The organism is Microbacterium sp. TS-1, assembly GCF_000509385.1.
Classification (GTDB): domain Bacteria; phylum Actinomycetota; class Actinomycetes; order Actinomycetales; family Microbacteriaceae; genus Microbacterium; species Microbacterium arborescens.
In genome coordinates, this window is the sequence record NZ_BASQ01000001.1 from 1 (window position 1) to 25,875 (window position 25,875).

Annotated in this window: 21 protein-coding genes; 10 read left to right on the forward strand and 11 right to left on the reverse strand. The window is 70.9% G+C overall.

The genetic code is table 11. The features are described 5' to 3' along the window. Positions 1-90 precede the first annotated feature (90 nt). Both MTS1_RS00005 and MTS1_RS00010 read left to right on the forward strand, forming a co-directional pair. Positions 91-747 (forward strand): GntR family transcriptional regulator, encoded by a 657-nt coding sequence (locus MTS1_RS00005; RefSeq protein ID WP_023950219.1) that lies wholly within the window; start codon positions 91-93, stop codon positions 745-747. A 25-nt stretch (positions 748-772) separates the two neighbouring features. Further along, positions 773-1,795, forward strand: coding sequence for a 1-aminocyclopropane-1-carboxylate deaminase (locus tag MTS1_RS00010; protein ID WP_023950221.1), 1,023 nt, complete (start codon positions 773-775; stop codon positions 1,793-1,795). 6 nt (positions 1,796-1,801) lie between these two features. Here MTS1_RS00010 and MTS1_RS00015 read toward each other — a convergent pair whose 3' ends face one another. Beyond that, positions 1,802-2,926 carry a class I SAM-dependent methyltransferase gene (locus MTS1_RS00015; protein ID WP_023950223.1) on the reverse strand — a complete coding sequence of 375 codons (1,125 nt, stop codon included), beginning with the start codon at positions 2,924-2,926 and terminating at the stop codon, positions 1,802-1,804. Between the two features lie 68 nt (positions 2,927-2,994). Here MTS1_RS00015 and MTS1_RS00020 point away from each other — a divergent pair, with 68 nt between their 5' ends. Further along, positions 2,995-3,390, forward strand: coding sequence for a membrane protein (locus MTS1_RS00020; protein WP_036304552.1), 396 nt, complete (start codon positions 2,995-2,997; stop codon positions 3,388-3,390). On the opposite strand, the gene MTS1_RS00025 is transcribed toward MTS1_RS00020, so the two are convergent. Beyond that, complete coding sequence (locus tag MTS1_RS00025) at positions 3,369-4,022, reverse strand: response regulator (RefSeq protein ID WP_023950227.1); 654 nt, start codon at positions 4,020-4,022, stop codon at positions 3,369-3,371. The genes MTS1_RS00020 and MTS1_RS00025 overlap by 22 nt on opposite strands. Then, positions 4,019-5,677, reverse strand: a complete 1,659-nt coding sequence (locus MTS1_RS00030) for a sensor histidine kinase (RefSeq protein WP_023950229.1) — start codon at positions 5,675-5,677, stop codon at positions 4,019-4,021. Before MTS1_RS00030 ends, MTS1_RS00025 begins: the two co-directional genes overlap by 4 nt. Before the next feature lie 153 nt (positions 5,678-5,830). On the opposite strand from MTS1_RS00030, the gene MTS1_RS00035 reads away from it, so the two are divergent. After that, positions 5,831-7,360, forward strand: a complete 1,530-nt coding sequence (locus MTS1_RS00035) for a CitMHS family transporter (protein ID WP_023950231.1) — start codon at positions 5,831-5,833, stop codon at positions 7,358-7,360. 6 nt (positions 7,361-7,366) lie between these two features. On the opposite strand, the gene MTS1_RS00040 is transcribed toward MTS1_RS00035, so the two are convergent. After that, positions 7,367-8,380 carry a Gfo/Idh/MocA family protein gene (locus MTS1_RS00040; RefSeq protein ID WP_052007532.1) on the reverse strand — a complete coding sequence of 338 codons (1,014 nt, stop codon included), beginning with the start codon at positions 8,378-8,380 and terminating at the stop codon, positions 7,367-7,369. 51 nt (positions 8,381-8,431) lie between these two features. On the opposite strand from MTS1_RS00040, the gene MTS1_RS00045 reads away from it, so the two are divergent. After that, positions 8,432-9,763, forward strand: a complete 1,332-nt coding sequence (locus tag MTS1_RS00045) for a M20/M25/M40 family metallo-hydrolase (RefSeq protein ID WP_023950234.1) — start codon at positions 8,432-8,434, stop codon at positions 9,761-9,763. On the opposite strand, the gene MTS1_RS00050 is transcribed toward MTS1_RS00045, so the two are convergent. Further along, a complete protein-coding gene (locus MTS1_RS00050) occupies positions 9,756-10,265 on the reverse strand; it encodes a hypothetical protein (RefSeq protein ID WP_023950237.1) in 510 nt (169 codons plus the stop codon). The genes MTS1_RS00045 and MTS1_RS00050 overlap by 8 nt on opposite strands. A 187-nt stretch (positions 10,266-10,452) precedes the next feature. On the opposite strand from MTS1_RS00050, the gene MTS1_RS00055 reads away from it, so the two are divergent. From MTS1_RS00055 to mmsB, 5 genes are all read left to right on the forward strand, one after another. After that, complete coding sequence (locus MTS1_RS00055) at positions 10,453-11,460, forward strand: LacI family DNA-binding transcriptional regulator (protein WP_023950239.1); 1,008 nt, start codon at positions 10,453-10,455, stop codon at positions 11,458-11,460. A gap of 156 nt (positions 11,461-11,616) precedes the next feature. Then, positions 11,617-12,333 (forward strand): L-ribulose-5-phosphate 4-epimerase, encoded by a 717-nt coding sequence (locus MTS1_RS00060; protein ID WP_036304802.1) that lies wholly within the window; start codon positions 11,617-11,619, stop codon positions 12,331-12,333. 63 nt (positions 12,334-12,396) lie between these two features. Then, a complete protein-coding gene (gene chvE, locus MTS1_RS00065) occupies positions 12,397-13,524 on the forward strand; it encodes a multiple monosaccharide ABC transporter substrate-binding protein (RefSeq protein ID WP_023950243.1) in 1,128 nt (375 codons plus the stop codon). Between the two features lie 97 nt (positions 13,525-13,621). Then, entirely contained in the window at positions 13,622-15,151 is a 1,530-nt protein-coding gene (mmsA, locus tag MTS1_RS00070; RefSeq protein WP_023950245.1) for a multiple monosaccharide ABC transporter ATP-binding protein, read from the forward strand. A 23-nt stretch (positions 15,152-15,174) separates the two neighbouring features. Then, the gene (mmsB, locus tag MTS1_RS00075) at positions 15,175-16,407 is read left to right on the forward strand and encodes a multiple monosaccharide ABC transporter permease (RefSeq protein WP_023950246.1); all 1,233 of its coding nucleotides are present in this window, start codon (positions 15,175-15,177) and stop codon (positions 16,405-16,407) included. A 106-nt stretch (positions 16,408-16,513) separates the two neighbouring features. Here the strand turns inward: mmsB and MTS1_RS00080 are convergent, their stop codons facing one another. The 6 genes from MTS1_RS00080 to MTS1_RS15925 form a co-directional block, all read right to left on the reverse strand. Further along, positions 16,514-17,455: an NADP-dependent oxidoreductase gene (locus tag MTS1_RS00080; protein ID WP_023950248.1), complete on the reverse strand. Its 942-nt coding sequence runs from the start codon at positions 17,453-17,455 to the stop codon at positions 16,514-16,516. A gap of 20 nt (positions 17,456-17,475) precedes the next feature. Then, a complete protein-coding gene (gene hrpA, locus MTS1_RS00085) occupies positions 17,476-21,447 on the reverse strand; it encodes an ATP-dependent RNA helicase HrpA (protein ID WP_023950250.1) in 3,972 nt (1,323 codons plus the stop codon). Positions 21,448-21,478: 31 nt separating this feature from the next. Next, the gene (locus MTS1_RS00090; protein WP_036304804.1) at positions 21,479-22,195 is read right to left on the reverse strand and encodes a hypothetical protein; all 717 of its coding nucleotides are present in this window, start codon (positions 22,193-22,195) and stop codon (positions 21,479-21,481) included. Between the two features lie 62 nt (positions 22,196-22,257). Next, entirely contained in the window at positions 22,258-23,709 is a 1,452-nt protein-coding gene (locus tag MTS1_RS00095; protein ID WP_023950254.1) for a protein kinase, read from the reverse strand. Continuing rightward, positions 23,702-24,556: a PP2C family serine/threonine-protein phosphatase gene (locus MTS1_RS00100; RefSeq protein ID WP_023950256.1), complete on the reverse strand. Its 855-nt coding sequence runs from the start codon at positions 24,554-24,556 to the stop codon at positions 23,702-23,704. Before MTS1_RS00100 ends, MTS1_RS00095 begins: the two co-directional genes overlap by 8 nt. Next, positions 24,556-25,830, reverse strand: coding sequence for a DUF5684 domain-containing protein (locus MTS1_RS15925; protein WP_023950258.1), 1,275 nt, complete (start codon positions 25,828-25,830; stop codon positions 24,556-24,558). The genes MTS1_RS00100 and MTS1_RS15925 overlap by 1 nt, the downstream gene beginning before the upstream one ends. Positions 25,831-25,875 lie beyond the last annotated feature (45 nt).

Here is a 25,875-nt window from a genome sequence, read left to right on the forward strand (position 1 = left end):
AAGAGGGCCACCCAATGTTGGGTGGCCCTTTTTCGTGCCCGTGTGACCGCAGAGTTGACTCTCGCGGCTGTGTGGTGTGCAATATATTGCATGTCGCTGGCCCCCGTCTCCCGTCCGGCGTCGCTGCGCGACCACGCGTACACGGCGTTGCGCGACGCGATCGTGAGCGGACGGCTCGAGCCCGGGGCGCGTCTGCGGGACAGCGAGTTGGAGGAGTGGCTCGGCGTGAGCCGCACGCCCATCCGCGAGGCGATCGCCCGCCTTGAACTGGCGGGCCTGGTACGCACACGTCGCGCGAAGGCGACGGAAGTCGCGCCTCTCGACGAGCGCGAGGCTCTGGCTGCGCAACGCATCGCGGCGTCGCTGCACGAGCTGGCCATCCGAGAGGCCGTGCCTCAGCTGACGGCGTCGGGGATCGATGCGATGCGCGCCGCCAACGATCGCTTCGCGCTCGCGCTGCGGGACGCCGACGTCGACTCGGCGGTGGCGGCGGACGACGACTTCCACGGCGTCGCCGTGACGGCGAGTGCGAACCCTCTGCTCGGCACGTTGCTCGAGCAGGTGACCCCGCTCCTGCGACGCCTCGAACGTGCGCGATTCTCGAGCCTCGCGGGGCGAGACTCCGTGTCGGCTCACGAGCGCATCATCGAGCTCGCTGCCGACGGCGACGTCGACGGAGCGGCAGCCGCGACGCGCGAGAACTGGCTGACCCTCGAGCGCCTTCTGACCCATCCCGATCCCGCCTGAGCTCCACCCGACTCCAGGAGAACCCATGACCCTCGCCGACTTCCCGCGCCACCCGTTGACCTTCGGGCCGAGCCCCGTTCATCCTCTCGATCGTCTGTCGGCGCATCTCGGGGGTGCGCGGATCTGGGCCAAGCGGGAGGACGTCTCGAGCGGACTCGCCTACGGCGGCAACAAGACCCGCAAGCTCGAGTACATCGTTCCCGACGCGCTCGCGCAGGGTGCGGATACGCTCGTGTCGATCGGCGGCATCCAGTCGAACCACACGCGTCAGGTCGCTGCGGTCGCCGCCCACCTCGGACTCCGCGCTGTCGTCGTTCAGGAGAACTGGGTCGACTGGCCGGATGCCGTCAACGACCGTGTCGGCAACATCCTCCTGTCCCGCCTGATGGGCGCCGACGTGCGTCTCTCGCCCGCAGGGTTCGACATCGGCTTCCGGGACTCGTGGAAGGAAGCCATTGCGGATGTCGAGGCCGCAGGCGGCAAGCCCTACGCGATTCCCGCGGGGGCGAGCGATCACCGCCTCGGTGGCCTCGGGTTCGCCAACTGGGCGCACGAGGTGCGGCAGCAGGAGGAGCAGCTCGGGGTGTTCTTCGACACCATCGTGGTCTGCACGGTGACGGGGTCGACCCACGCGGGAATGGTGGCCGGATTCGCCGACCTCGCGGCCAACTTCGGCGACCGGCCGCGACGCGTCCTCGGGATCGATGCATCGGCGACGATCGAGAAGACCCGCGCCCAGGTCGAGCGCATCGCGCGCCGCACGGCCGAGTTGATCGGCGTCGGCCGCGAGCTTCGTGATGACGAGATTCAGGTGCTGGAGGGCTGGGCGGGAGACAAATACGGCATTCCTGTCGCTTCCACGGACGAGGCGATCCATCTCACGGGGCGGCTCGAGGGGGTCATCCTCGACCCTGTCTACGAGGGAAAGTCCATGGCGGGTCTGATCGACCTGGTCTCCACCCGCGACATCCCCGCCGATTCGAACGTGCTCTACGCGCACCTGGGCGGCCAGCCGGCGATCAACGCCTACAGCGGCCGCTACCACTGAGCGGCGTCAGCGGCGCGTCGAGGCCGTCACGGTGAACTTGGGGTCACGAGCGATCTGACGCGTCGGTCCGATGATCCGCTCGAGCTCGGGGCGGTACCGCAGGGCGGAGTTCCACACGCACCAGAGCTCGCCGCCGGGGCGCAGCACCCGAGCGGCGTCTCGGAACAGGCGCGGTGCGACGCGGTCGCTCACGGCGGCCCCGGAGTGGAACGGCGGGTTCAGCGCGATCAGAGACGCGCTCGCGTCCGGTCGGCGAGACAGCAGGTCGTCGCGAGCGACCTCGACGCGGTCGGAGACTCCGTTGGCGCGCATGGTGGCGTTCGCAGAGGCGACAGCCACGGCCGACTGGTCGGAGGCGTAGACCCGAGCGCCGGGATGGCGGCGCGCCCACGTCGCCGCGACGACGCCCGTACCGCACGCGAAATCGATCCACGGGTCCTCTGCGGTGCCGCCCGCGGGGGAGGACGGAAGGTTGGCGAGCAGCAGTCGCGTGCCGATATCGATGCGAGCGCCGGCGAAGGCGCCTCCGAAGGCGCGGATCTCCAGTCCATCGATCCGGGCCGCCCGCGCCTCGGGAGGCGGGACCGCACCAGGTGTCCGCGCGATGAGCACCCGGGACTTCGCTCGCGCGTGCGTCACATCGACCCGCTCGAAGGCGCCACGGAGGACGTCGTTCATCGCGGTGGTCATGTGCTTGACACGGCCGCCGGCGTAGACGACGACATCGGGGGATGCCGCTGCCGCGACGGTCGCCGCGATGTCGGCGAGGGCCTCGAGCGAGCGGGGCAGGCGGAGGAGCACGACGCGGGCGCCGGAGACGAGCGCCGCGTCGAGCGGAAGTGAGGCGAAGGTCGCCTGCGGCATGAGACGCCTCGCGTTGGCAGCGAGAGCGGCTTCGCCGCTCAGGGGATCCTGGTGGACCCGGATGCCTTCGGCTCCCGCGGCCGCGGCGCCCAGGGTGAGCGCTCCGTAGCCGTCTCCGATGACCGTCAGCTCGCCCGGCCCGAGCGCGGCACGGGCCCCGCCGGATTCGTCGAGGATCAGGCGGTCGGCGGCATCCGCGGCGACCAGGCCGGGTGCCTCGACATCGGGCCAACGGCGGAGATGCGAGAGATCGAGCGCGCCGGACACCCGGGTAAGCCTAGTGCGAGCGAATGCAAGGGTTAGCCGGGCGGCGGCGGAGCGCGCAGACTGAACGCATGAGAACCATGCTTCGCTGGCTGCTCGCCGGCGCCATGATCTTCGCCGGTCTGAGCCACCTGTTCTGGGCGCGACGTGATTTCCAGGCGCAGGTGCCCGATGCGATCGTCGACAGACTTCCGATCGACCGTGACGGCGTGGTCGTCGCCTCGGGCGCCGTCGAGGCTCTGTTCGGGGTGGCGCTTCTCGCCCTGCCGCGCGAGCGCTCACGCATCGGCGCTCTGCTCGCGGCGTTCTTCATCGCGGTCTTCCCCGGCAACGTCGACCAATGGCGGAAGGGACGCAGCGCGTTCGGGCTCGACACCGACCGGCGTCGCTTCGTCCGGCTCTTCTTCCAGCCGGTGCTCGTCGTGTGGGCGTGGTGGTCGACCCGTCAGCCGCGCGACACCGCATAACGGTGTTCCGGCCGGCCGGTCGACCCGTAACGCAGCCGCACCTCGACGACACCTCGACCGGCCATCGTGGCGAGATGACGCTGCGCCGTCGCGCGTGAGATGCCGCACTCGGCCGCGATCTCGCCCGCCGACGCCTCTCGGCTCCCGAGCGTCGTGAGGATCATCTGCTCGGTCGCCGAGCGCGTCGTCGTCGCGGGACCCCCGTGGACGATCGACAGTGCCCGGTCGACGTCGTCCTGCTCGAGCTCGACGGCATCGAGGACGTTGCGGTAGCGGGCGTACCGCTCGAGGCGCTCGCGCAGCGCACGCGCCTCGAAGGGCTTGATCAGGTAGCCGACGGCACCTGCGCGCAGGGCACGGCGCACCGTCTCGGCGTCGGCGGCGGCCGAGAGCACGATGGCATCGACGTCGATGGAGCGCACGAGCTCGACGCCCTCGCCGTCGGGCAGGTAGTTGTCGACGAGAACGAGGTCGGGTCGCCGCTCCGCGATCGCGGACCGGGCAGCGGCGACCGACCGCGCCGGCTCGAGTGCCCGGAAACCGGGCACCGCGTCGACCGCGTCGCGGTGGAGGCCTGCGACGCGGAAGTCGTCGTCGACGACGAGCACGCGCAGCGGGTCAGTCGTGGTCATGAGTCGTCCTCCTCGGATCGGGATGCAGTGGCATCGCGGGTTGCAGCGGTGCGGAGCACCCCGGGCAGGCGTGCGGCGAAGACGGCTCCGGATGCCGCGGGGCCGTGGCCGCCGGGATCGATCAGCCACACGTCTCCGCCCAGACGGCGTGCGAGCTCACGCGACAACGGCAGGCCGATCCCTCGCCCTCGGACACGGTCGTCGCTCGGTCCGCTCGACGGCGCGAACACATCGCGGCCGGCCGGGACGCCCGGCCCCGAATCGGCGACGGTGGTCACGAGAGCATCGCCGTCGCCGAGGAAGGTGACTTCGACCCAGCGGGGCTCGGTTCCGCGCCCGGCCGCCGTCACCGCGTTGTCGATGAGGTTGCCGACGACGGCCGCGGCATCCTCGACACGCGCCAGCTCGCCGAGCACGAGGGTGTCCTCGCCGACCACGATGCTCACGCCGCTCGCGGCCGCGTCGCCCGCCTTCGCTGCCAGCAGGGCCTGCAAGAACAGGTCGTCGACTCGCTCGATGCGTGCGACGGCCGTCGGCACGCTGCCCCGCTCGAGCAGCTCGTCGAGGAAGGCCCGGGCGTCGGCGACCCGCTCGGCGTCGATCAGGCCAGCCGCGACGTGCAGACGATTCGAGAACTCGTGCCGCTGCACCCGGAGAGCGCCGGTGACGGTCTGTACCGAAGAGAGCTGCTCGCCGAGCTCGGCGACATCCGTCCGGTCTCGGACGATGACGACGTCGCCGAGCTCTCGCCCGCCGCGCCGCACCGGATGGACGTCGACGGCGACCACCCGCGGGCCCACCACGACGTCGTGCAGGGGGAGCCCCCTCGCGATCGCCGACACGACGGCCTCCGGCAGGGGCAGCTCGCTGAGCGGCCTGCCCACCGAGCCCTCGATCCCGAGCAGCCGTTCCGCCGCCTCCGACGCGACGCGGACGATGCCGTTCTCATCGAGGGCGAGCACGCCGTCGCCGATGCCGTCGAGCACGGCGCTCTGCTGCTGCACGAGCGCCGTCAGCTCCTCCGGCTGCAGTCCCAGGGTCGTCTTCTCCCAGCGGCGACGCAGGACGGAGCCCGCCGCGACGCCGACGCCGAGCGCGAGCAGCGCGGCGACCCCGATCGCGAGCAGGACCGTCGGCAGGTCATCGAGCACGCTGCCCTCTTCGAAGCCCACGCTCACCTCGCCGACCGGCTCACCGCCGCCGGGTGCCAGGACGGGCACCTTCGCTCGGGCCGACCGGCCGAGGGTTCCGACCTCCCAGTCGACGACCTCCTCGCCGGCCAGGACACGGTCGAACGGGGTCGACACGGTCTCGCCGAGCCGCTGCGGGCTGGGATGCGCGAGCCGGATGCCGTGGTCGTCCGTGATCACGACGAAGAGCGCGTCCGTCCGCTCGGCGACGGCCGTGGCGGTGCGCTGCAGCGGCCCGTCGACGAGATCGGCGGCGGCCGGGGTGCCGGGGTCGGCCGACCACCGGGCGACGGCCGCTCGCACCTCGGGCGCCGCGGCGACCGAGCGAGCGATGTTGAGGGCGTTCTCCTCCGCGGCGGTGCGCACCTGCGTCACCGCGATCACCGCGAACGCGGCCGTGCACACGAGCAGCACGGTGGCGACGACGGCCAGCTGCACGAGGAAGAGCCGCGTGGTGAACCGCATCCGACCTCTCCTCGTCCGCGCGCAGAATGCGCAGAACACACGCTACGCGCTCAAGTCGCCGGAATGCGCCCAAGCGCGCGACTCGGGCGCGACGCGGCCTAGGTTCGACGGATCGCACCGCTGGCCTGTGCGCCCGCCGACGAAGGAGTCGACATGACCCACCCCGCCATCCTCACTGCTGCTGCTGCCGCAGACGAGGGCTACGACCTCGCCTTCATCCCGCCCGAGGGCGTTCTCGTCGCACTCGGGTTCACGATGGTGCTCACCTTCATGGCGCTCATCATGACCCGCCGGCTCACGCCGATGGTCGCCCTCATCCTCGTGCCGACGGCGTTCGGCCTGTTCGCCGGTGCCGGCCTGGGCCTCGGCGACATGATCATCGACGCCATCACGAGCATGGCGCCGACGGCGGCACTGCTCATGTTCGCCATCATGTACTTCGGCATCATGATCGACGTGGGCCTGTTCGACCCGCTCATCCGGGTGATCACGCGCGTGCTGAAGGACGACCCCGCGAAGGTCGTGCTCGGCACCGCCGTGCTCGCAGCGGTCGTCTCGCTCGACGGCGACGGCTCGACGACCTTCATCATCACGACCTCGGCGATGCTGCCGATCTATCTGCGCCTGGGCATGAGCCCGGTCGTGCTCACCTGCGTCGCGGGCCTGATGAACGGCACGATGAACATCGTTCCGTGGGGCGGTCCGACCGTGCGCGCCGCGTCGGCGCTCGGTCTGCAGCCGACCGACGTGTTCGTGCCGATGCTGCCATCGCTCGCGGCCGGCATCGTCGTCTCGCTGACCTTCGCCTGGTTCCTCGGGCTGTCCGAGCGTCGACGGCTCGCCGGCAGCATCGACACGTCCCGTCTCGGCGGGGGAGACGGCGTGCTCGGCGGCCCCAAGCTCTTCCGCGGCGCCGATCCCCGCCCGGGTGCTCTCGCGACGCTGCGCACCGGCAACGTCGTGACCGTGCGCGGGCGCAAGCCCGTGCCGGCGGCGCAGTGGGTCGAGGAGCGCGACACCGCTATGGCCGACACCATGCTCGACCCGAACCGCGCGACGCTGCGCCCCCGCCTGGTGTGGGTGAACCTCGCCCTCACGCTCGTGGTGATGGTGCTGCTCGTCCTCGACCTGTTCCCGCTCGCCTACGTGTTCATGGTCGGCGCGGCACTCGCGCTCGTCATCAACTTCCCGAAGCTCAAGCAGCAGGCCGATGAGATCGTCGCCCACGCGCCGTCGATCGTCGGGGTCGTCTCGATGGTGCTCGCCGCGGGCGTGCTCGTGGGTGTGTTGAACGGCACCGGGATGGTGGCGGCGATGGCCGCGTGGGTCACCGAGGTGATCCCGTCGCAGCTCGGACCGCACCTCGCGGTGATCACGGGCGTCCTGTCGATCCCGTTCACGTTCTTCATGTCGAACGACGCCTTCTACTTCGGCATCCTCCCGATCCTCGCCGAGAGCGCCGCGACCTACGGCATCGAGCCGGTCGAGATGGCGCGCACATCCATCACGGGGCAGCCGGTCCATCTGCAGAGCCCGCTCGTTCCCGCGATCCTGCTGCTGGTGTCGCTCGCGAACGTCAACCTCGGCGACCACCACAAGAAGGTGCTGTGGCGCGCGTCGATCGTCTCGCTCGTCATGCTCGCCGTCGCCGTGCTCGTCGGAGTGGTGCCCTTCGCGGCGTGAGGGCGCTCAGCTCTCCTGCGGGTAGCGCACGCCGATCTGAGCGCGGACGTCGTCGAGGACACCCATGATCGCGACGGTCTCGGCGATCGGCAGGATGTCGCCGTCGGTCCGCCCGGCGGCGATGAGCGCCTCGGCCTCGAGCGCCTGGAACTGCATGCCGCGGCCCTGGATCTCGGACCGGTACTCCTCGAGGACGGCGCCGTCATGCGAGAGGACCCGGAAGTCGGTGGCGGCGTACCAGACGCCCGAGATCTCGATGCGGGCCTCGGTTCCGACGATGTGGGCCGTGTTGGGCCCCGCGCCGCGCGAGGACGACACCGTGGTCGAAATCGCGCCCGAGGGATGCGTCATGACCGTGGCGACCTCGGCATCGGCGCCGGTCTCCATCAGCCGGGCCACCGCGCGGGTCTGCGTCGGCAGTCCCAGCAGGTCGCACACGAACGACACCGGGTAGATGCCGAGGTCGAGCAGCGCCCCGCCGCCGAGCGACAGGTCGTTGAGCCGGTGGGCGGGATCGTCCGAGATCCGCTGCGTGTGGTCGGCGAACACCGTGCGGATCTCTCCCAGGGTCCCGGCGGCCACGATCTCGCGCAGCCGCACCATGTGCGGGAGGTACCGGGTCCACATCGCCTCCATGACGAGGACGCCCGCGTCGGCCGCGAGGTCGCGCAGCGCGACGGCCTCGTCGCGGTTGAGCGTGAACGGCTTCTCGACCAGGACATGCTTGCCGTGCTGGATCGCCAGCGCGGCGGCATCGCGGTGCCCGGGGTGGGGCGTGGCGATGTAGATGATGTCGACCTCGGGATCGGTCGCGAGCTGCTCGTACGAGGCGTGGGCATGAGGGATGCCGTACTCGGCTGCGAAGCGGTCGGCGGACTCCTGCGTCCGCGAACCGACCGCCACGACCTCGCGGCCCGCCGTCTGCAGGTCGCGGGTGAATGCGTGGGCGATCCCGCCGGTCGCCAGGATGCCCCACCGCAGGCCGGCGTGCGAGGCGCCGGACGTCATCTGATTCGTCATACCGCGAGCCTAGCCAGGGGTGCGACCACGCGCGCGGCGTAGGCTCGCAGGGTGGACACCGCCGCCGTCGAACGCTTCCGCGAGCTGCTGCGGATTCCGACCGTCTCGCACACCGACCCGGCTGCGTCCGACGCGGCCCCGTTCGCCCGCTTCCGCGACGCGCTCCGCCGGCTCTACCCGCTTCTTCATGCCGAGCTCGAGGGCGAGCTCGTGGGCGAGCACGCCATGCTCTACCGCTGGCGCGGCCACGCGCCCGATGCACCGCTCGTGCTCATGGCGCACTACGACGTCGTCCCCGTCGTGCCCGACGAATGGACGCATCCGCCCTTCGATGCCGTCCTGACCGGCGAGGGGGAGGAGGCGACGATCCACGCGCGTGGAGCGATCGACGACAAGGGGTCGCTCGTCGCGATCCTCGAAGCCGTCGAGGCCCTCGTCGGCGAAGGGTGGCGGCCGGCCCGCGACGTGTACCTCGCGTTCGGTCACGACGAGGAGGTCGCCGGGCTCGGCGCCCCCGCGATCGTCGACCTTCTGCGCGAGCGAGGCGTCCGGCCGGCCCTCGTGCTCGACGAGGGCGGTGCGGTCGTCTCGGGCGCTGTGCCGGGCGTCGACAGCGAGACCGCGATGATCGGCGTCGCCGAGCGCGGGGTGATGACCCTGGGCCTCACGGCCCGAGAAGCGGGAGGCCACGCATCCACGCCGCCGCCTCTTCCCGCCACTGCGAGACTCGCGCGCGCGATCGACCGGCTGCAGCGGCATCCCGCTCCGGTGCGGCTCGTGCCGCCCGTTCGGGCGATGTTCCGCACCCTCGCACCGTTCGCCCGTGAGCCCTTCCGCTCCGTCTTCCTGAACCTCGCGGTCACCGGCGGGCTGCTCGCGCGGGTGCTGCCCCGCTTCGGCGCCGAGACGAACGCGCTCGTGCGGACGACCGCCGTCGTGACGGAGCTCAGCGGCGCGGACGGCGAGAACGTCCTCGCGACGACGGCTCGCGCGGCGGTCAACATCCGTCTGCTCACGGGCGATTCCGTCCGCGAGGCTACCGAGCGAGCACGCCGAGCGATAGCCGACCCGCTGATCGAGATCGACGTCCGCCACGGCTCGGATCCCTCACCCGTGTCGCCCTGGCGCGGTGAGGGGTGGCGCCGGATCGCGACGGCAGTCGGCTCGGCTCTCGGTACCGATGTCGTCCCGACGCCGTACCTGCAGCTCGGTGCGAGCGACAGCAGATGGTTCACAGCGATCTGCGAGAACGTCTACCGCTTCGCGCCCTTCCGGCTCACCGCATCCGAGCGCGAAGCCCTCCACGCGCACGACGAGCGCATCAGGGTCGACGTGTGGCTGCGCGGGATCGGCTTCTACCGCGACCTGCTGCGTCTCAGCTGATCCGCGTCCGCCGCGGCGGGGTATCGGACACGCCCGTGAGGAACGCCACGATGTCGTCGGCGCTCGCCGAGATCTCGGGACCGCGTCCGAACGTCCAGCCCGCATCGGTCGCGCGGACGGTGTGCCCCGCGATCGCCGCGCGTCGCGCGAACGGCGCTTTCGCCCCGGCCGCGAGCGCGACCGCGCCGGCGATGTCGAAGGGGAGCGGCGGTCGGTCGCCCGGCAAGCCGAGGTAGGCGCGGGTGACCGCGGTCAGTTCGCGGATGCTGCGCCGTCGCCCCTGCGCGATCTCGTCGGCGACCTCACCGAGGGCCGCGCCGCCGCCGATGTCGCGCGACAGCCCCGCCTCGTCGAGGAAGGCGCGTCGGCGGTCGGTGGAGGCGGCGTCGAACACCGGCGCGGCGAGAGCGAGGAGCGCGGCGATCTGAGCGCGCCGGTCGGGCGTTGTCACGTCGTCCGGGGAACGGTGACTCAGGGGCAGGAAGCGCGCCACGTCGGACATGCGGTCAGCATACGGCGACGGCGAGGGTTCGGCCTCGCGAGTCGACGGTGTGACGACGGGGACCGCCGTCACACGCGCGCGGCTCCTCCCGTGTGACTGTCACATTCCCCCGGCGCGTGTTTTCGAAACTTGCCGGTGCATAATGGGCTCGAGCCGATGTGAACGTGCGCATCGGGCCGGAGGAAGCATGAGCGAAGACGCTGCGGGCCGTCGCCCGAGCATTCGCGATGTCGCGCGGCTGGCCGGCGTATCGCACCAGACGGTGTCGCGCGTCCTGAACAACCATCCGAGCATCCGCCCCGAGACCAAGGAGCGCGTGCTCGCCGTGATGGCCGAGCTCGACTACAGCCCCAATCGTGCCGCCCGCGCACTCGTGACGAGCAGGTCGCACACCATCGGCGTGCTGACCTCGTCCGCGACGCAGTACGGCCCCGCATCCTCCATCGCGGCCATCGAGTCGGCTGCGCGCGAGCGCGGTTACTGGGTCTCGACCGCCAACGTCGACGCCCGGGATCCGAGTTCGATCCAGGCGGGGCTCGCCCACCTGGTGGCGCAGGCGGTCGAGGGGCTCGTCGTGATCGCGCCGCAAGTGCGCGTGTTCCGTGCTCTCGCCGCCCAGCCGATCGGCATTCCGTACGTGACCCTGCAGTCGACCGAGGTGGACCCGGGCCACGCGCTGTCGGTCGACCAGATCGCCGGCGCCCGGCTGGCCACGCGCCATCTCATCGAGCTCGGCCACCGGTCGATCTACCACATCGCCGGCCCGCAGGACTGGATCGAGGCCGAGGCGCGGATGCGCGGATTCCTCGAGGAGATGAGCGACTCGGACATCCCGACGACGGCGCCCGTGCTGGGGGACTGGACTGCGGAGTTCGGGTACTACGCCGGTCGTGAGCTGCTGCGCGTCCGGGACTTCACCGCGATCTTCTCGTCGAACGACCAGATGGCGCTCGGGCTTCTGCACGCGATTCGCGATGAGGGGCTGGACTGCCCCCGCGACATCAGCATCATCGGATTCGACGACATTCCCGAGGCGGCGCACTTCTGGCCGCCGCTGTCGACCGTGCGCCAGGACTTCGCCGAGCTGGGGCGTCGCTGCGTGGATCTGCTGCTCGGCCAGGGATCGGGCGAGGTGGACCCGGCCGTGCTCGTGCCCGAGCTGGTCGTGCGGTCCTCGACCGGCGCGCGCCGCTGAGCCGTCGTTATCGATCCGAGACACGCCGGGAGTTGACACCCCCGTTCCGACCGTGGCTATAGTGTCGCAATGTGAACGGTCACATTGATCGTCACACGATCGAGACCCGCCGACGGTGGCGGAAGAAGGAGCACTCGAGTGGCACGCAACGCAGCGATCAGCAGCGAGTATGTCGACGGCGTCAAGGTCGAAGTCGCGGTGGCGCGGGTTCGGGCCGAGGTGGCGTCGTTGCACGCGGAGCTGGTGCGTTACGGGCTGGTCGTGTGGACCGGCGGCAACGTGTCGGGGCGGGTTCCGGGGGCTGATCTGTTCGTGATCAAGCCGTCGGGGGTGTCGTATGACGAGTTGGCGCCGGAGAACATGATCGTGTGCGATCTGGACGGCAATGTGGTGCCGGGGACGCCGGGCAGTGATCGGTCGCCGTCGAGTGACACGGCCGCTCATGCGTATGTGTATCGGAACATGCCCGAGGTGGGTGGTGTGGTGCACACGCATTCGACGTATGCGGTGGCGTGGGCGGCGCGGGGTGAGGAGATCCCGTGTGTGATCACGGCGATGGCCGATGAGTTCGGGGGTCCGATTCCGGCGGGGCCGTTCGCGATCATCGGTGATGACTCGATCGGTCGGGGGATCGTGCAGACGCTTCGGGGGCATCGTTCTCGGGCGGTGCTGATGCAGAACCATGGGCCGTTCACGATCGGGTCGAGTGCGAAGGATGCGGTCAAGGCTGCGGTGATGGTGGAGGACGTGGCTCGCACGGTTCACATCGCCCGGCAGGCGGGGGAGCTGCTCCCGATCCCGCAGGATGCGATCGATGCGTTGTACGACCGGTATCAGAACGTTTACGGACAGACCACCGACGACCGCCGGTAGCCCCGCACCGGGGCGCGGTCACCATTTCCCGCAAGACAGTGAAGTCACTGGAAAGGACACACAGTGAACAAGAAGTTCCTGTTCGCAGCAGCGACGCTCGCCGTCGGCGCCCTGGCGCTCTCGGCCTGCTCCAACAGCGGCGGCGGCGCCGGCGGCGGTGAGGGCGGCGGCGACGGCGGCCTCATCGGCGTCGCGATGCCCACCAAGAGCTCGGAGCGCTGGATCCAGGACGGCGACGCCGTCAAGAAGGCACTGGAGGACCAGGGCTACCAGGTCGACCTCCAGTACGCCGAGGACGACATCCCCACCCAGGTCTCGCAGATCGAGAACATGATCACCAAGGGCGCCGAGGCGCTCATCGTGGCCTCGATCGACGGCACCACGCTGACCGAGGCGCTGCAGAACGCCGCGGACGCCGACATCCCCGTCATCGCCTACGACCGACTCATCAAGGGCACCGAGAACGTCGACTACTACGCCACGTTCGACAACGCGCTCGTCGGCCGTCAGCAGGCATGGACCGTCCTGAACGGACTCGGTCTGACCGACCTCGAGGGCAACCCGCTCGACGGCGCCCCCGCGGGCCCCTTCAACATCGAGTTGTTCGCCGGCTCGCTCGACGACAACAACGCGTTCTTCTTCTGGGACGGCGCGATGGAGGTCCTCGAGCCCCTCATCGAGGACGGCACACTCGTGGTGAAGTCGGGCCAGACCGACATCGAGCAGGCCGCGACGCTGCGCTGGGACGGCGAGACCGCTCAGAGCCGCATGGAGGACATCCTCACGGCCAACTACTCCGACGGCACGCAGGTCGACGCGGTGCTCTCGCCCTACGACGGCATCTCGCGCGGCATCATCTCCGCGCTCGAGGGCGCGGGATACTCGCTCGGCGCCGAGTGGCCCATCATCTCGGGCCAGGACGCCGAGGTCGACTCGGTCAAGGCGATCCTCGCCGGTGAGCAGTACGCCACCATCTTCAAGGACACCCGCGAGCTCGCCAAGGTCGCTGCCGACATGGCCGCCGCTGCCCTGAAGGGCGAGGAGCCCGAGGTCAACGACACCGAGACATACGACAACGACGTCAAGGTGGTCCCCTCGTTCCTGCTGGCCCCGGTCCCCGTCGTGAAGGACAACGTCGAGTCCGCTCTCGTCGAGACCGGTTACTGGACCGCCGAAGAGCTCGGTCTCTGAGCCGCGGCATCCGCCCATCCTCGGAACGGCGGCGGGAGCTTCCCTGCTCCCGCCGCCGCACCCGAGAAACCATCCACCCCACAAGGAAGTCGGAGACGTGAGCGAAACCATCCTCGAGATGCGCGGGATCACCAAGACCTTCCCCGGCGTCAAGGCGCTCTCGAATGTCAATCTCGCCGTCCAGCGCGGCGAGATCCATGCGATCTGCGGTGAGAACGGCGCGGGGAAGTCGACCCTCATGAAGGTGCTGTCGGGGGTCTACCCGCACGGCACCTACGACGGCGAGATCGTCTACGCGGGCGACACCGTCGAGTTCAAGAATCTGCGCGACAGCGAGGCGCGCGGCATCGTCATCATCCACCAGGAGCTGGCGCTCAGCCCGTACCTCTCGATCGCCGAGAACATCTTCCTCAACAACGAACGGAAGGGCGTCGGCGGCCTCATCGACTGGAACAAGACCAACTTCGCCGCCGCCGAGCTGCTGCGTCGCGTCGGGCTCAAGGAGAACCCGACGACGAAGGTCAACCAGATCGGTGTCGGCAAGCAGCAGCTGGTCGAGATCGCAAAGGCCCTGTCGAAGGAGGTCAAGCTCCTCATCCTCGACGAGCCGACCGCCGCGCTCAACGACGAGGACTCCGACCACCTGCTCGACCTGATCCTGAGCCTGCGCGAGCAGGGCATCACGTCGATCATCATCAGCCACAAGCTGAACGAGATCAAGAAGGTCGCCGACACCGTCACCGTCATCCGCGACGGCAAGACCATCGAGACGATCTCGAAGAACGACGTCACCGAGGACCGCATCATCAAAGACATGGTGGGCCGCGACCTCGAGCACCGCTACCCCGACCACGAGCCTCAGATCGGCGACGAGCTGCTGCGGGTCGAGAACTGGACCGCGCACCACCCGCAGGACCCGACCCGCGTCGTCGTCGACGACGTGTCGGTGACCGTCCGTGCGGGCGAGATCGTCGGCATCGCCGGGCTCATGGGCGCCGGGCGCACCGAGTTCGCGATGAGCCTGTTCGGTCACAGCTACGGCACCCGCATCTCGGGCAAGGTGTTCATGCGCGGCAAGGAGATCCGCACGCGCACCGTCTCCGAGGCCATCGCCAACGGGCTCGCGTACGCCACCGAGGATCGCAAGACGTACGGCCTGAACCTCATCGAGGACATCAAGCGCAACATCTCGATGGCGTCGCTGAAGAAGCTCGAGAAGGCCGGTCTGGTCGACGACAACGAGGAGTTCTCGGTCGCCAACCAGTACCGCAAGAGCATGAACATCAAGGCGCCGACCGTCCTGGCCAAGACCGGCAAGCTCTCCGGCGGCAACCAGCAGAAGGTCGTGCTGTCGAAGTGGATCTACTCCGATCCCGAGGTGCTCATTCTCGACGAGCCCACCCGCGGCATCGACGTGGGGGCGAAGTACGAGATCTACACGATCATCAACAAGCTCGCCGCAGCGGGGAAGGGGATCATCGTGATCTCGTCCGAGCTGCCCGAGCTGCTCGGCATCTCCGACCGCGTGTACGCCCTCTCCGAGGGGCGCATCACCGGTGAGCTGCCCATCGCCGACGCGACCCCCGAGTCGGTCCTCAAACTCATGACCATGGAGAAGCCCCGCTGAGCGGGGCCGCAGGAGATCCTCGAATGTCTCAGAACCTGAACGCTCCCGAGACCGCCGCCGGCGGCGGGATCAACCCGAACGAGAACCGCTTCACGCGGTGGCTCGGACACATCCTCGCCGACCTCGGCAAGAACGGCATCTTCATCGCGCTGATCGCGGTGGTCGCCCTCTTCGCCATCCTCACCAACGGCATCCTGCTGCGCCCGCAGAACCTGTCGAACCTGGTGGTGCAGAACGGCTACATCCTGGTGCTGGCCATCGGCATGGTGATGATCATCATCGCCGGCCACATCGACCTCTCCGTCGGATCCGTCGCCGCGTTCATCGGTGCCGTCTCCGGTGTGTTCGCGGTCAAGATGGGCATGCCGTGGTGGCTCGCCATCGTCCTGTCGCTTCTGATCGGCGCGCTCGTGGGGGCCTGGCAGGGCTTCTGGGTCGCCTACGTCGGCATACCCGCGTTCATCGTGACATTGGCGGGCATGCTCATCTTCCGAGGTCTCGCACTCGTCGTGCTGGGCAACGCGAACATCGGTTCGTTCCCCACCGAGTACCGAGCGCTCGGCAACGGCTTCCTGGCGGGCATCTTCGGTGAATCCGATCCCGACCTGTTCACTCTCGTCATCGGCGCGCTCGGTATCGTCGCCCTGATCGTGCAGCAGTGGCGCACCCGCGCCGGACGCCAGAAGTACTCGCAGGACGTCGAGCCGCTGGTCTGGTTCGTCGCGAAGCTCGCCCTCATCGCCGTCGTCATCGGATGGTTCACGTGGGCGCTCGCCTCATACAAGGGCATCCCCGTCACCCTGATCGTGCTCGCGGTGCTGGTGCTGGTGTACGGCATCGTCATGAACCGCACGGTGTTCGGCCGCCACATCTACGCGATCGGCGGCAACCGCCACGCGGCCGAGCTCTCGGGCATCAAGACGCGCCGCGCGGACTTCTGGCTGTTCGTCAACATGGGCGTGCTCGCCGCTCTCGCCGGACTCATCTTCACCGCGCGACTGAACCTCGCCGGCCCCAAGGCCGGTGACGGCTTCGAACTCGAGGCGATCTCGGCGGCCTTCATCGGCGGCGCGGCGGTGCAGGGTGGCGTCGGCACCATCGGCGGTGCGATCATCGGTGGCCTCATCATCGGTGTGCTCAACAACGGCATGTCGATCATGGGCATCGGCATCGAGTGGCAGCAGGCCGTAAAGGGTCTGGTGCTGCTGCTCGCGGTCGCCTTCGACGTCTACAACAAGCGGCGCTCGGGCAACTGATCCCGGCGCGCACACGAAGCGGCGCCCGCGCCGGCATCCTTCCGAGGATCGCCGGTGCGGGCGCCGCTTCGCTGTGCTCCGGAGCCACCGCCGGGCCGTCAGGCGGTCAGGGCACGAGGGTGATCTTGCCCGGCGTGTGGGCCGCGACGAGACGGTGGGCCTCGGCGGCTTCGGCGAGGGGCAGCTCGGGCCCCAGCTCGACGCGGAAGGCGCCGGCGGCGAGCAGCGCCGCCACCACCGGGATCGCCTCGGCCCGCCACGCGACCTGCTGCTCGGTGAGCGGTTCGGGGCTTCCGCCGGAGAACGCGCGGATGCCGAGCCCTGCGGCATCCGCTCCGCGTACGATCGTCGCGATGCGCGACCGGTCGGCGACGAGCTCGAGCGAGACCTCGAGCGCTTCGTCGGTGCCGGCGCAGTCGAGCGCCACGGTCACGCCCTGCGGCGCGGCCGCCCGGACGCGGTCGGCGAGTCCGTCGCCGTATCCGACGGGCGTCGCGCCGAGCTCGCGGACGCGGTCCGCGCGGGCGTCGCTCGCCGTGGCGACGACGGACGCTCCGCGGAGCCGGGCGAACTGGATGGCGGCCTGACCGACCGACCCGCTGCCGCCGTGGATCAGCAGGGTGTCGGCCGGGCCGACGTCGAGGGACCGCAGCGCCTGGTACGCCGTCGCCACCGGGATGCCGAGCGCCGCGCCGACGGCGGGGGAGACGCCGGCGGGGAGAGGCGTGAGCTTGTCGGGCGTGACGACGATGTCGGTCGCGTAGACGCCGCTCGCCCCGAACACCACGACGTCGTCGCCGACGCGGAAACCGTCGACATCGGCGCCGACCTCGGTGACGACGCCGGCGCCGTCGTTGCCGACGCGCCGGGGCTTCGAGATCGTGGCGGAGGGCCGCAGACCCGCCCGGAGCTTGTGATCGATCGGGTTGACCCCGGCCGCGGTCACGCGCACCCGCACCTGACCGGGGCCCGTCGCGGGCACCTCGATCTCGCTGAGGGTGAGGACCTCGGGTCCGCCGAACTCGGAATACGTCACTGCATGGGCCATGGGGCCACGCTACCGACTGATCAGCCCGTGCCGGCGAGCGTCTTGGTGATCCGCTGGATCGATACCGGCTCGGCGGTGCCCAGGCGCTGGGCGAACAGGCTCACACGGTACTCCTCGAGCAGCCATCGGGCATGCCGGAGGTTCGCGGGAGCGTCGTCGGCCGGCGGGATCGTCCCGCCCGCCTCGGCGAAGAGCGCCGCGGCGCGCTCGAACTCCGTGAGGCGCTGCCGGTCGCGTCCGGGATTGTCGCTCAGGGTCGACACGCGATCGAGGGCGCCCTGGAGGTAGCGGGGCAGGTGCGCGAGACGGGCGGTTCCCGTCCGCGAGAGGAACCCGGGGAACACCAGCCCGGCGAGCTGCTGCTTCACATCGCCGAGAGCGGCGAGCAGGACCATCGAGTTCTCCTTGCGGATCGCCCGCTCGACGTCGCGCTGAAGGGTGAGGATGCGTGCGCTGAGCGAGACGGTCTGGAACAGCTCGTCGACGACAGCCGCCGAGAAGGCGTCGCGCACCGCCTGGAACTGCGCCGGCGTGCGGACGGATGCCGCGGTGCGGTCGATGACGGCATCGGCCACGGCGACGCGCGCGTCTTCGATGAGCGCCTTGGCCGACGGGTACGGGGAGGCCGCGAGCGCGAGCTTCTCGGGCGCCGTGAGGTGATCGAGGACATAGGTCGCCGGAGACGGGACGGACAGCAGGACGAGCCGCCGGACGCCCGCGCGGGTCAGGCGGCGGGCCCGCTCCGGGGTCGCCTCGATGCGCAGGGCGACGGAGGCTCCCTCGTCGACGAGGGCGGGGTATCCGCGCACGACGCCGCCGGCGACCCTCGTGTCGACGAGCTCGGGAAGGTCGCCGAAAGTCCAGTCGGTCAGGCCGGTCTGCTCGGCGATGCCCGACCGCTGGTCGCCCGCCGGCCCCGCGGCCGTCGCCCCGGCGGGAGATCCTGCGGCGGGTGACGCTGCGGCGGGCTGGGCTCCAGGACGCGGGGCGGCCTTCGCGAGCGAACGCGCGACGGAGGCGCGGCTGCGGCTGGCGAGCCGTTGCTGCAGCTCGGCGAGGTCGCGCGACGAGCCGAGCGGGCGCCCGCGCTCGTCGACAGCGCGGAACGACATCGACAGGTGGGCGGGCACGCGCTCGAGGTCGAAGTCGGCCGCCGTGACGGGCTGGTTCGCGACGCGCTGGATGCGAGCGGCGAGCGCGTCGCGCAGGGTGCGTGCGGGAAGGCCGTCGTGTGACTCGGGACCATCGCCGGCCAGCTCCTCGGCGAACCGCGATGCCCAGTCGGCGGCGGGGACGACATGCCGACGGATCGCCTTGGGGAGTGCGCGCAGGAGCCCCGCGATCAGCTCGTCGCGCAGCCCCGGCACCTGCCAGTCGAAGCCGTCGGGGCGGAGGGAGGCGAGGAGCGCGAGCGGTACGACGACGCTGACGCCGTCATCGGGGGCGCCCGGTTCGAAGCGGTAGGCGAGCGACAGCACCTGATCGCCTTGTCGCCAGCGCGCGGGGAAGGCGCGTTCGTCGCTGCCAGCGGCATCCCCGGCCAGGTCGCCCTCGGTCATGTCGAGCAGGCGCGGCGTGCGTGCTGCGGCATCGCGCCACCACGCCTCGAACGACCGCACGTCGAACACGTCGCGCGGGATGCGTGCGTCGTAGAAGGCGAAGACCGCCTCGTCGCCGACGAGGATGTCGCGGCGCCGCTCGCGCTCCTCGATCTTCTCGAGGCGTCGCCGCAGTTCGAGGTTGCGTCGCTCGAACGCGGTCAGGCGCTTGTCGAGGTGCGCGGAGTTCCAGTCGCCCTCGACGAGCGCGTGGCGCAGGAACAGTTCGCGTGCGAGCTCGCGGTCGCGTCCGGCGAGCTGCACGCGGCGGCGTGGGACGATCTCGACACCGAAGAGGGTGACCTTCTCGGCGGCGACGGCGGCCCCGGCATCCTTCGACCAGTGCGGGTCGCTCATCGACCGGTGGGCGAGATCTCCGGCGAGCTCCTCGGCCCAGGCGGGATCGATCGCGGCCACCGTGCGCGCATACAGTCGCGACGTCTCGACGAGCTCGGCGGCCATCACCGCGTCGGGCGAGGCCTTGCGCAAGCCCGACCCGGGGAAGATCGCGAACTTCGCGCCGCGCGCGCCGCGGTACTCGGCGCGCGGACGCGTCGGCTTGCCCCCGCCGCTTCGGCCGGTCGCGGCGCGGGCGGTCGCGGTGCTCCGGGTGTCGAGCACACCGATCTGCGAGAGGAGACCGGCGAGGACCGCCCGGTGGACGCGGTCGGGATGCGCCGCGCCCGTTCCGTCCGAGGAGGGCTCGTCGCGTCCGCGCTTTCCGCGGTCGCGATCGCCGCGGGCGAGCGTGCTGAGCTGGCGGTGGACGTCGAACCACTCCCGGACGCGTACGTAGTTCAGGTGCTCCGCCCGGCAGGTGCGGCGGAACGCGCTGGAGCCGAGCTCGCGCTGCTGATCCTGGAGGTGGTTCCACAGGTTCAGCAGCGTCAGGAAGTCGCTCGTCGGGTCGGTGAACCGCGCGTGCAGCCGGTCGGCTTCCTCGCGTCGCTCCTCCGGGCGCTCGCGGACATCCTGGATCGACATGCCCGCCACGATCGCGAGGACGTCGCGGGTCACGCCGAGGGTGCGCGCCTCGACCAGCATGCGCGCGAATCGCGGATCGATCGGCAGACGCGAGATCTCGCGGCCGGTGTCGGTCAGCCGCCAGGCGCCCTTCTCATCGCGGCGCACCGCCCGCAGCTCCACGAGCAGATCGAAGGCGGCCTTCACGCCGCGGGAGTCCGGCGGGGTCAGGAACGGGAAGTCCGCGATGTCGCCGAATCCGAGCGCGAGCATCTGAAGGACCACCGACGCGAGGGAGGTGCGGAGGATCTCCGGCTCGGTGAACTCCGGACGCGAGGTGAAGTCATCCTCGGCGTAGAGCCGGATGGCGATACCCGCCGACGTTCGGCCGGCTCGACCGGCGCGCTGCTGCGCCGATGCCTGCGACACGGCCTCGATCGGCAACCGCTGGATCTTCGACCGGTTGCTGTAGCGCGAGATGCGTGCCGTGCCCGCGTCGACGACATAGCGGATGCCGGGAACGGTCAGGCTCGTCTCGGCGACGTTGGTGGCGAGGATGACCCGGCGCCGCACCCCCGCGACCCGCGAGGGCTCGAAGACGCGGTGCTGCTCCGCGGCGGAGAGCCGCCCGTAGAGCGGCAGCACCTCGGTCGGGCGGGCATCCTTCGCATATGCCGAGCGCACGGCGTCCATAGCGTCGCGGATCTCGGCTTCGCCGGGGAGGAAGACGAGCACGTCGCCGTCGGCTTCGCGGTCGAGCTCGCGCAGAGCCGCGACGAGCCCGTCGACGTCGTCCGTGGCCGTCTCGTCATCGCCGGAGTCGTCGTGCGGCCGGTACCGCACCTCGACAGGGTAGGTGCGACCCGAGACCTCGATGATCGGCGCGGGGGCGCCCTGGGCGTCGGCGAAGTGCGCGGCGAAGCTCTCGGGGTCGATCGTCGCCGAGGTGACGATGACCTTCAGGTCGGGGCGGCGGGGGAGGATGCGGCGCAGGTAGCCGAGGAGGAAGTCGATGTTGAGCGAGCGCTCGTGCGCCTCGTCGATGATGATCGTGTCGTACCGGCGCAGCATCCGGTCGCGGTGGATCTCGTTCAGCAGGATGCCGTCGGTGACCAGCGCGACCTGAGTCTCGGCCGAGACCTGGTCGGTGAAGCGGACCTTGTAGCCGACGGCCCCGCCGAGCGGGACCTCCATCTCGGCGGCGATGCGCTCGGCGACCGTGCGCGCGGCGATCCGGCGCGGCTGCGTGTGCGCGATGCTCGTGCGCCCGAGCTCGAGGCAGATCTTCGGCAGCTGCGTCGTCTTGCCCGAGCCGGTGGCACCCGCGACGATCACGACCTGGTGATCGCGGATGGCGCGCGCGATCTCGTCCCGTGCCGCGCTGACGGGCAGCTCGGGCGGGAAGGAGATCACAGGGGCGGGCGTGGACACAGCCCTCCATCGTACGGCGCTGCGGCGCGTTTCAGGCTTGTTCGTCGCGGATCTCGTCGAGGAGCGGCAGGTCGGCGGCGGTCACGAGGCGTGAGAGAACGGCGTGCTCGACCAGACGCGCGCGGCGATTGGTGGCGAGCTTGCCCACGCCGCCGCGGAGGCCGCGCACGCCCTCGCGGTCGAGCTTGTCGCAGACGTTGTCGAGCTTGCGGTTGAACGTCGTCAGCGGCCAGCCCAGTCGCTCCGCCGCGGCTGCCGACGTGGGCACCTGGCTCGAGCCCACCATGCCGCCGCGCAGGATCGGCTCGCACATGGCCAGGAGCAGCAGTCGCTGGCTGGAGGTCAGCGCGACCGCACCGACGGTCGTCGTGCCGACGTGCTCGTCCGCGGTGCGGGGGAAGCTGTCTCGGACGGTGAAGCGCGACCCGTCGGTGTGCACCGTCAGCTCGTACGTGTAGGCGCCCGCCGTGAACATCACCACGAGAGCGGGGAACACCAGCGGAACGCGAGCGCCGGGGCCCAGCACCGCCTGGTAGGCACCGTCGGGCGTGGCGAGACTCACCGAGATCGACTGGCCGATGTTCGACAGCCACCACAGGCCGTGCTCGGCGTCGATCGCGAGCAGCCGTCGGTGCAGGTACGGGTTCGTGTCGATGACGAGGTCGGCGTCTCGCCCGATCGCGTAGGTGGTTCCCGCGACGGGGCGGAACCACTCGCCGCAGAACTCGATTGCGACGCTCTCGGCGATCTCGCCCGCGGCGGCGCCCACCTCCTCGCGGTCGTGCTCGTCGGTGTCGTTGTCGATGGCTGTCATGCTCCTCCTCCGATCATCATCACGACGGCTGTCGCGGCGGCGCCCAGGACGATCGCCCCGATCCCGATGACCGCGATGACCGTTGCCGTGCCACGACGTCGCGACGCGGTCGTCGGCGCGGTCTGTCGAACCGGCGCCTCCACGCGGACCCGGGACACCTCGGCGAGCCGGGGCGTCGCCCGGACCCGGTAGCGCTCGCCGTTGTCGTCCGGTCCCATCGCCAGACGTTCGGTGTCGACGCGGCCGCGGACGAGGTCGTCGCGCCGCTCACGGCGCACGAACGCCGTCGGCTCGCTGTCGGGATCTGCCGCGGGCGCCTCGTCGCGTGCAGGGACATCGGTCGCGGCGGGGATCGACCGGGACACCAGACGCGTCCGGTCGTCGTCCGGTCCGGTGTTCCGGACGGACAGCACGGTTCGATCGTCGTCGGAGACGGACGTGCGAGCCGAGAGGACGGTGCGCTCGTCGGAATCCTGGTCGACCGGACCGTCGTCCCCGGGGCTGCGGCGGCGATGGGCGATGACGGTGCGGTCGACACCATCGGGCTCGGGGTCGACATCGTCGCCGGCCCGGCGCCGGCCGGCCAGCACGGTGTGGTCGTCCGCGGGGGCATGCCGGGTCGACAACACGGTGTGGTCGTCACCGTCGGAAGCGTCAGCGCTCGGCTCCCGAGCGTCGAGGTGCGTGATCGGGAGGTGCCGGTCCGCCTCGATGCGCTGCAGCGCCAGACCGAACTCGGCGGCGGTCGGACCGCCGCCCGCCTCTCCCGCCCCGAGAGTCGTGAGCACGAGCGTCTCCAACTCGGCGGGCACCGAATCGGCGCCCTCGAGGGGTGAGGCCGTCTCGGCGATGGGCCGTCCCGTCAGCAGCTCGGTCGCCGCGACGGCCAGGCCGTGCACATCCGCGGCCCGCGCCGCCGGGGTCGCGTTGCGCTCGCCGCGGCGGAGCAGGGCATCGGTGTCGAAGCCGATCAGCGCCGGCCACCCGTAGTCCGTCGTCAGGACGTTCTCGATGCGGATCCGCCCGTGGGCGAGCCCGTGCCGGTGCGCGGTCTCGACGGCGCCGCACAGGCGGACCAGCAGTCGGAGCGCCTCGGGCACGCTCATCGGTCGGCGCGACGCCGTCTCGGCCAGGTCGGCGCGCGAGCAGTACTCCATCACGAGGTACGGGCGACCGTCGTCGGTGGTGCCGGCGGAGTGGATCGTCGCGACGCTGGGATGAGCGGACAGGGCGACGAGTCGAGCGGAGGCCGCCGTGAAGACCGAACGCTCATCATCGTCGAGCGGGTCACGGAGGACCTTCACCGCCGCGGGGTTCCGGCCCGCAGCATCCCGGTACAGGTGCACGTCGGCGCGATCGCTCGACGCCAGGATCCGCTCGGGCCGGCGGCCGTCGATGTCGCCCGGAGCCGGCAGGGGCTGTCGCGACCGCCGGCGCAGCTCAGCCATGGTCCGCTCGGCGGCGTCGAGAGCGCGCCGTGGCGACCTCGACCGTCGCGGTGACCGATTCGCTGTTCATGATGCCCCCGGTCGTGTCCTCGAGGCGGGGACTGATGCCGCCCGCGACGACGTCCAGCACGATCGTGCTGATGTTGTCGCGGCCGCCGTGGGCCAGGGCCTGGGCGACGAGGGACTCCGCCGTCTGGGCGGGGGAGCCGCCCATCATCAGGCCGGCACGGAGCGCCTCGTCGGAGAGTTCCCCGGTCAGCCCGTCGGAGCACACGACGATGCGCTCACCGGTGACGATCGGGATGAGCCAGAAGTCGGCGCGGCTGCGCTCGCCGCCGATGGCGCGGGTGATGACGTTCCGGCCTTCGTACGTCGCCATCTGCTCGCGCGTGAGCTGACCGGCGTCGACCAGCTCCTGTGCCACCGAATGGTCGATCGTCAGCTGCTCCAGCCGCTCGGCGAGCAGTCGGTAGACCCGCGAGTCGCCGACGTTGACGATGAGCCAGCGCCGCACACCGCCCTGCTGAACGGCGACGACTCCCGACAGGGTGGAGCCGGCTCCGCGGGAGGTTCCGGCAGCGACGACGGCGACCGCCGAATGAGCACGCTCGACGGCGTCCGCGACCTCCTCTGGCCGCAGGTCGTCGCGACCGACCAGCGGCCGGAAGACCTCGATGACCGCGGCCGAGGCACGGTCGCCCGCGTCGTGTCCGCCCATGCCGTCGGCCACGACGAACACGGGATACTCGGCCAGCAGCGCATCCTCGTTCACGGATCGACGGCGCCCGGTGTCGGTCCGGCTGCCGCTGGTCACGTGGACATCGATCGGAGGCGTCGCGGTGGTCATCAGGCCTCGGTGAGCTCGAGCTCGGCGTCTCCGAGGTGGAAGACCCCCGAAACGGGCGTCGGTCCCGAGGCCTCGACGTCGTCGGGGCCGACGAACACGCCGTTGGTGGAGGCCAGGTCGGTGATCGTCCAGCCCGAGCCGGTGTGCTGGAGCAGGGCGTGCGTCTTCGAGACCGTGCGGGTGACGTCGTCGATCGCGATCGCCTGCGCATCCGGCGCCTGATCGGGCGCGAGCGGGTTGCGTCCGAGCACGACGGCGGTGGCCGACAGCGCAACCGACGACCCGTTCGGCAGCCGGAGACTGGTCTGCGGACCGCGTCGTGCGGCGAGGACGGTGCGTTCGTCGACGTCCCCCTCGTCGGCCGCGAGAGCCGGAGCGGGAGCCGCAGCGGGAGCCGGCGAGGGTACCGCAGCGGCCGCCGGGGCGGGGGCGGACCACGACTGCGGAGTCGGATCGGCCGGTGCCGCCTCGGCGGGCGGGGGCGGCGGGGCCCACGGGCTCGCGCTGATGGGCTCGGATGCCGCGGGCGCGGCGGGCGGAGCGGGTACGCCGGGTGCAGGGCTCGGCGGCGCGAAGAGCGGCGGCGCGGGCACCGCGGCGGGTGCCGGTGTCGCGAGCGACGCGGCGACGGGCGATGTCGGCACCGCCGCACCCGCGGCCGGGGCCGCGGACGTACGGAACGGCCCGGGCTCGGCCGGTGCTTCACGGCCGAGCCACCGCGCCGAGCCCCAGCCGACGACGCTCGCCCACACCGGGAACAGCAGGGCGCCCAGCACGACGAACCCGGTGCCCAGTCCGAACCCGCGGCACAGGGCGCGCAGCATCCGAACGTGGATGACCAGGGCGAATGCGATGAAGGCGAGCCAGATGAGCGATGGCACGATCGCTGCGGCGGCGAGCGCGCCGGCCGCGCTGCCGGCGTCACCGCCGAAGCCCGCGTTGAGCGCGATCCCGGCGAAGATGCCGGCGACGACGCCGGAGATGATGGTCACGAGGACGGCGCCACCGGCGAGCACGGCTGCCCACCACCCGCGCATGCCGGCCAGGACGAAGAGCTCCCAGATGTTCAGCACCGGCACCCAGGCGCGCCACGGATCGATGCCCGTCTTGCGGAACACCGCGGTGAGTGCGAACGCCGTCCAGACGTAGATCCCGATGCCGACCACGACCTGGACGATCCCGAGGGCCGCGAAGGCGCCCGTGGGGCCGCCGTTCGAGCCGCCGAGCGCGATGACCGCCGTTGCGTGGTCGATCGTGAAGCCCTGTGCCTTCACCTGTTCTCCTGCCCTCGAGCGCGGAACCTTCCGCGCGTGCCGCGT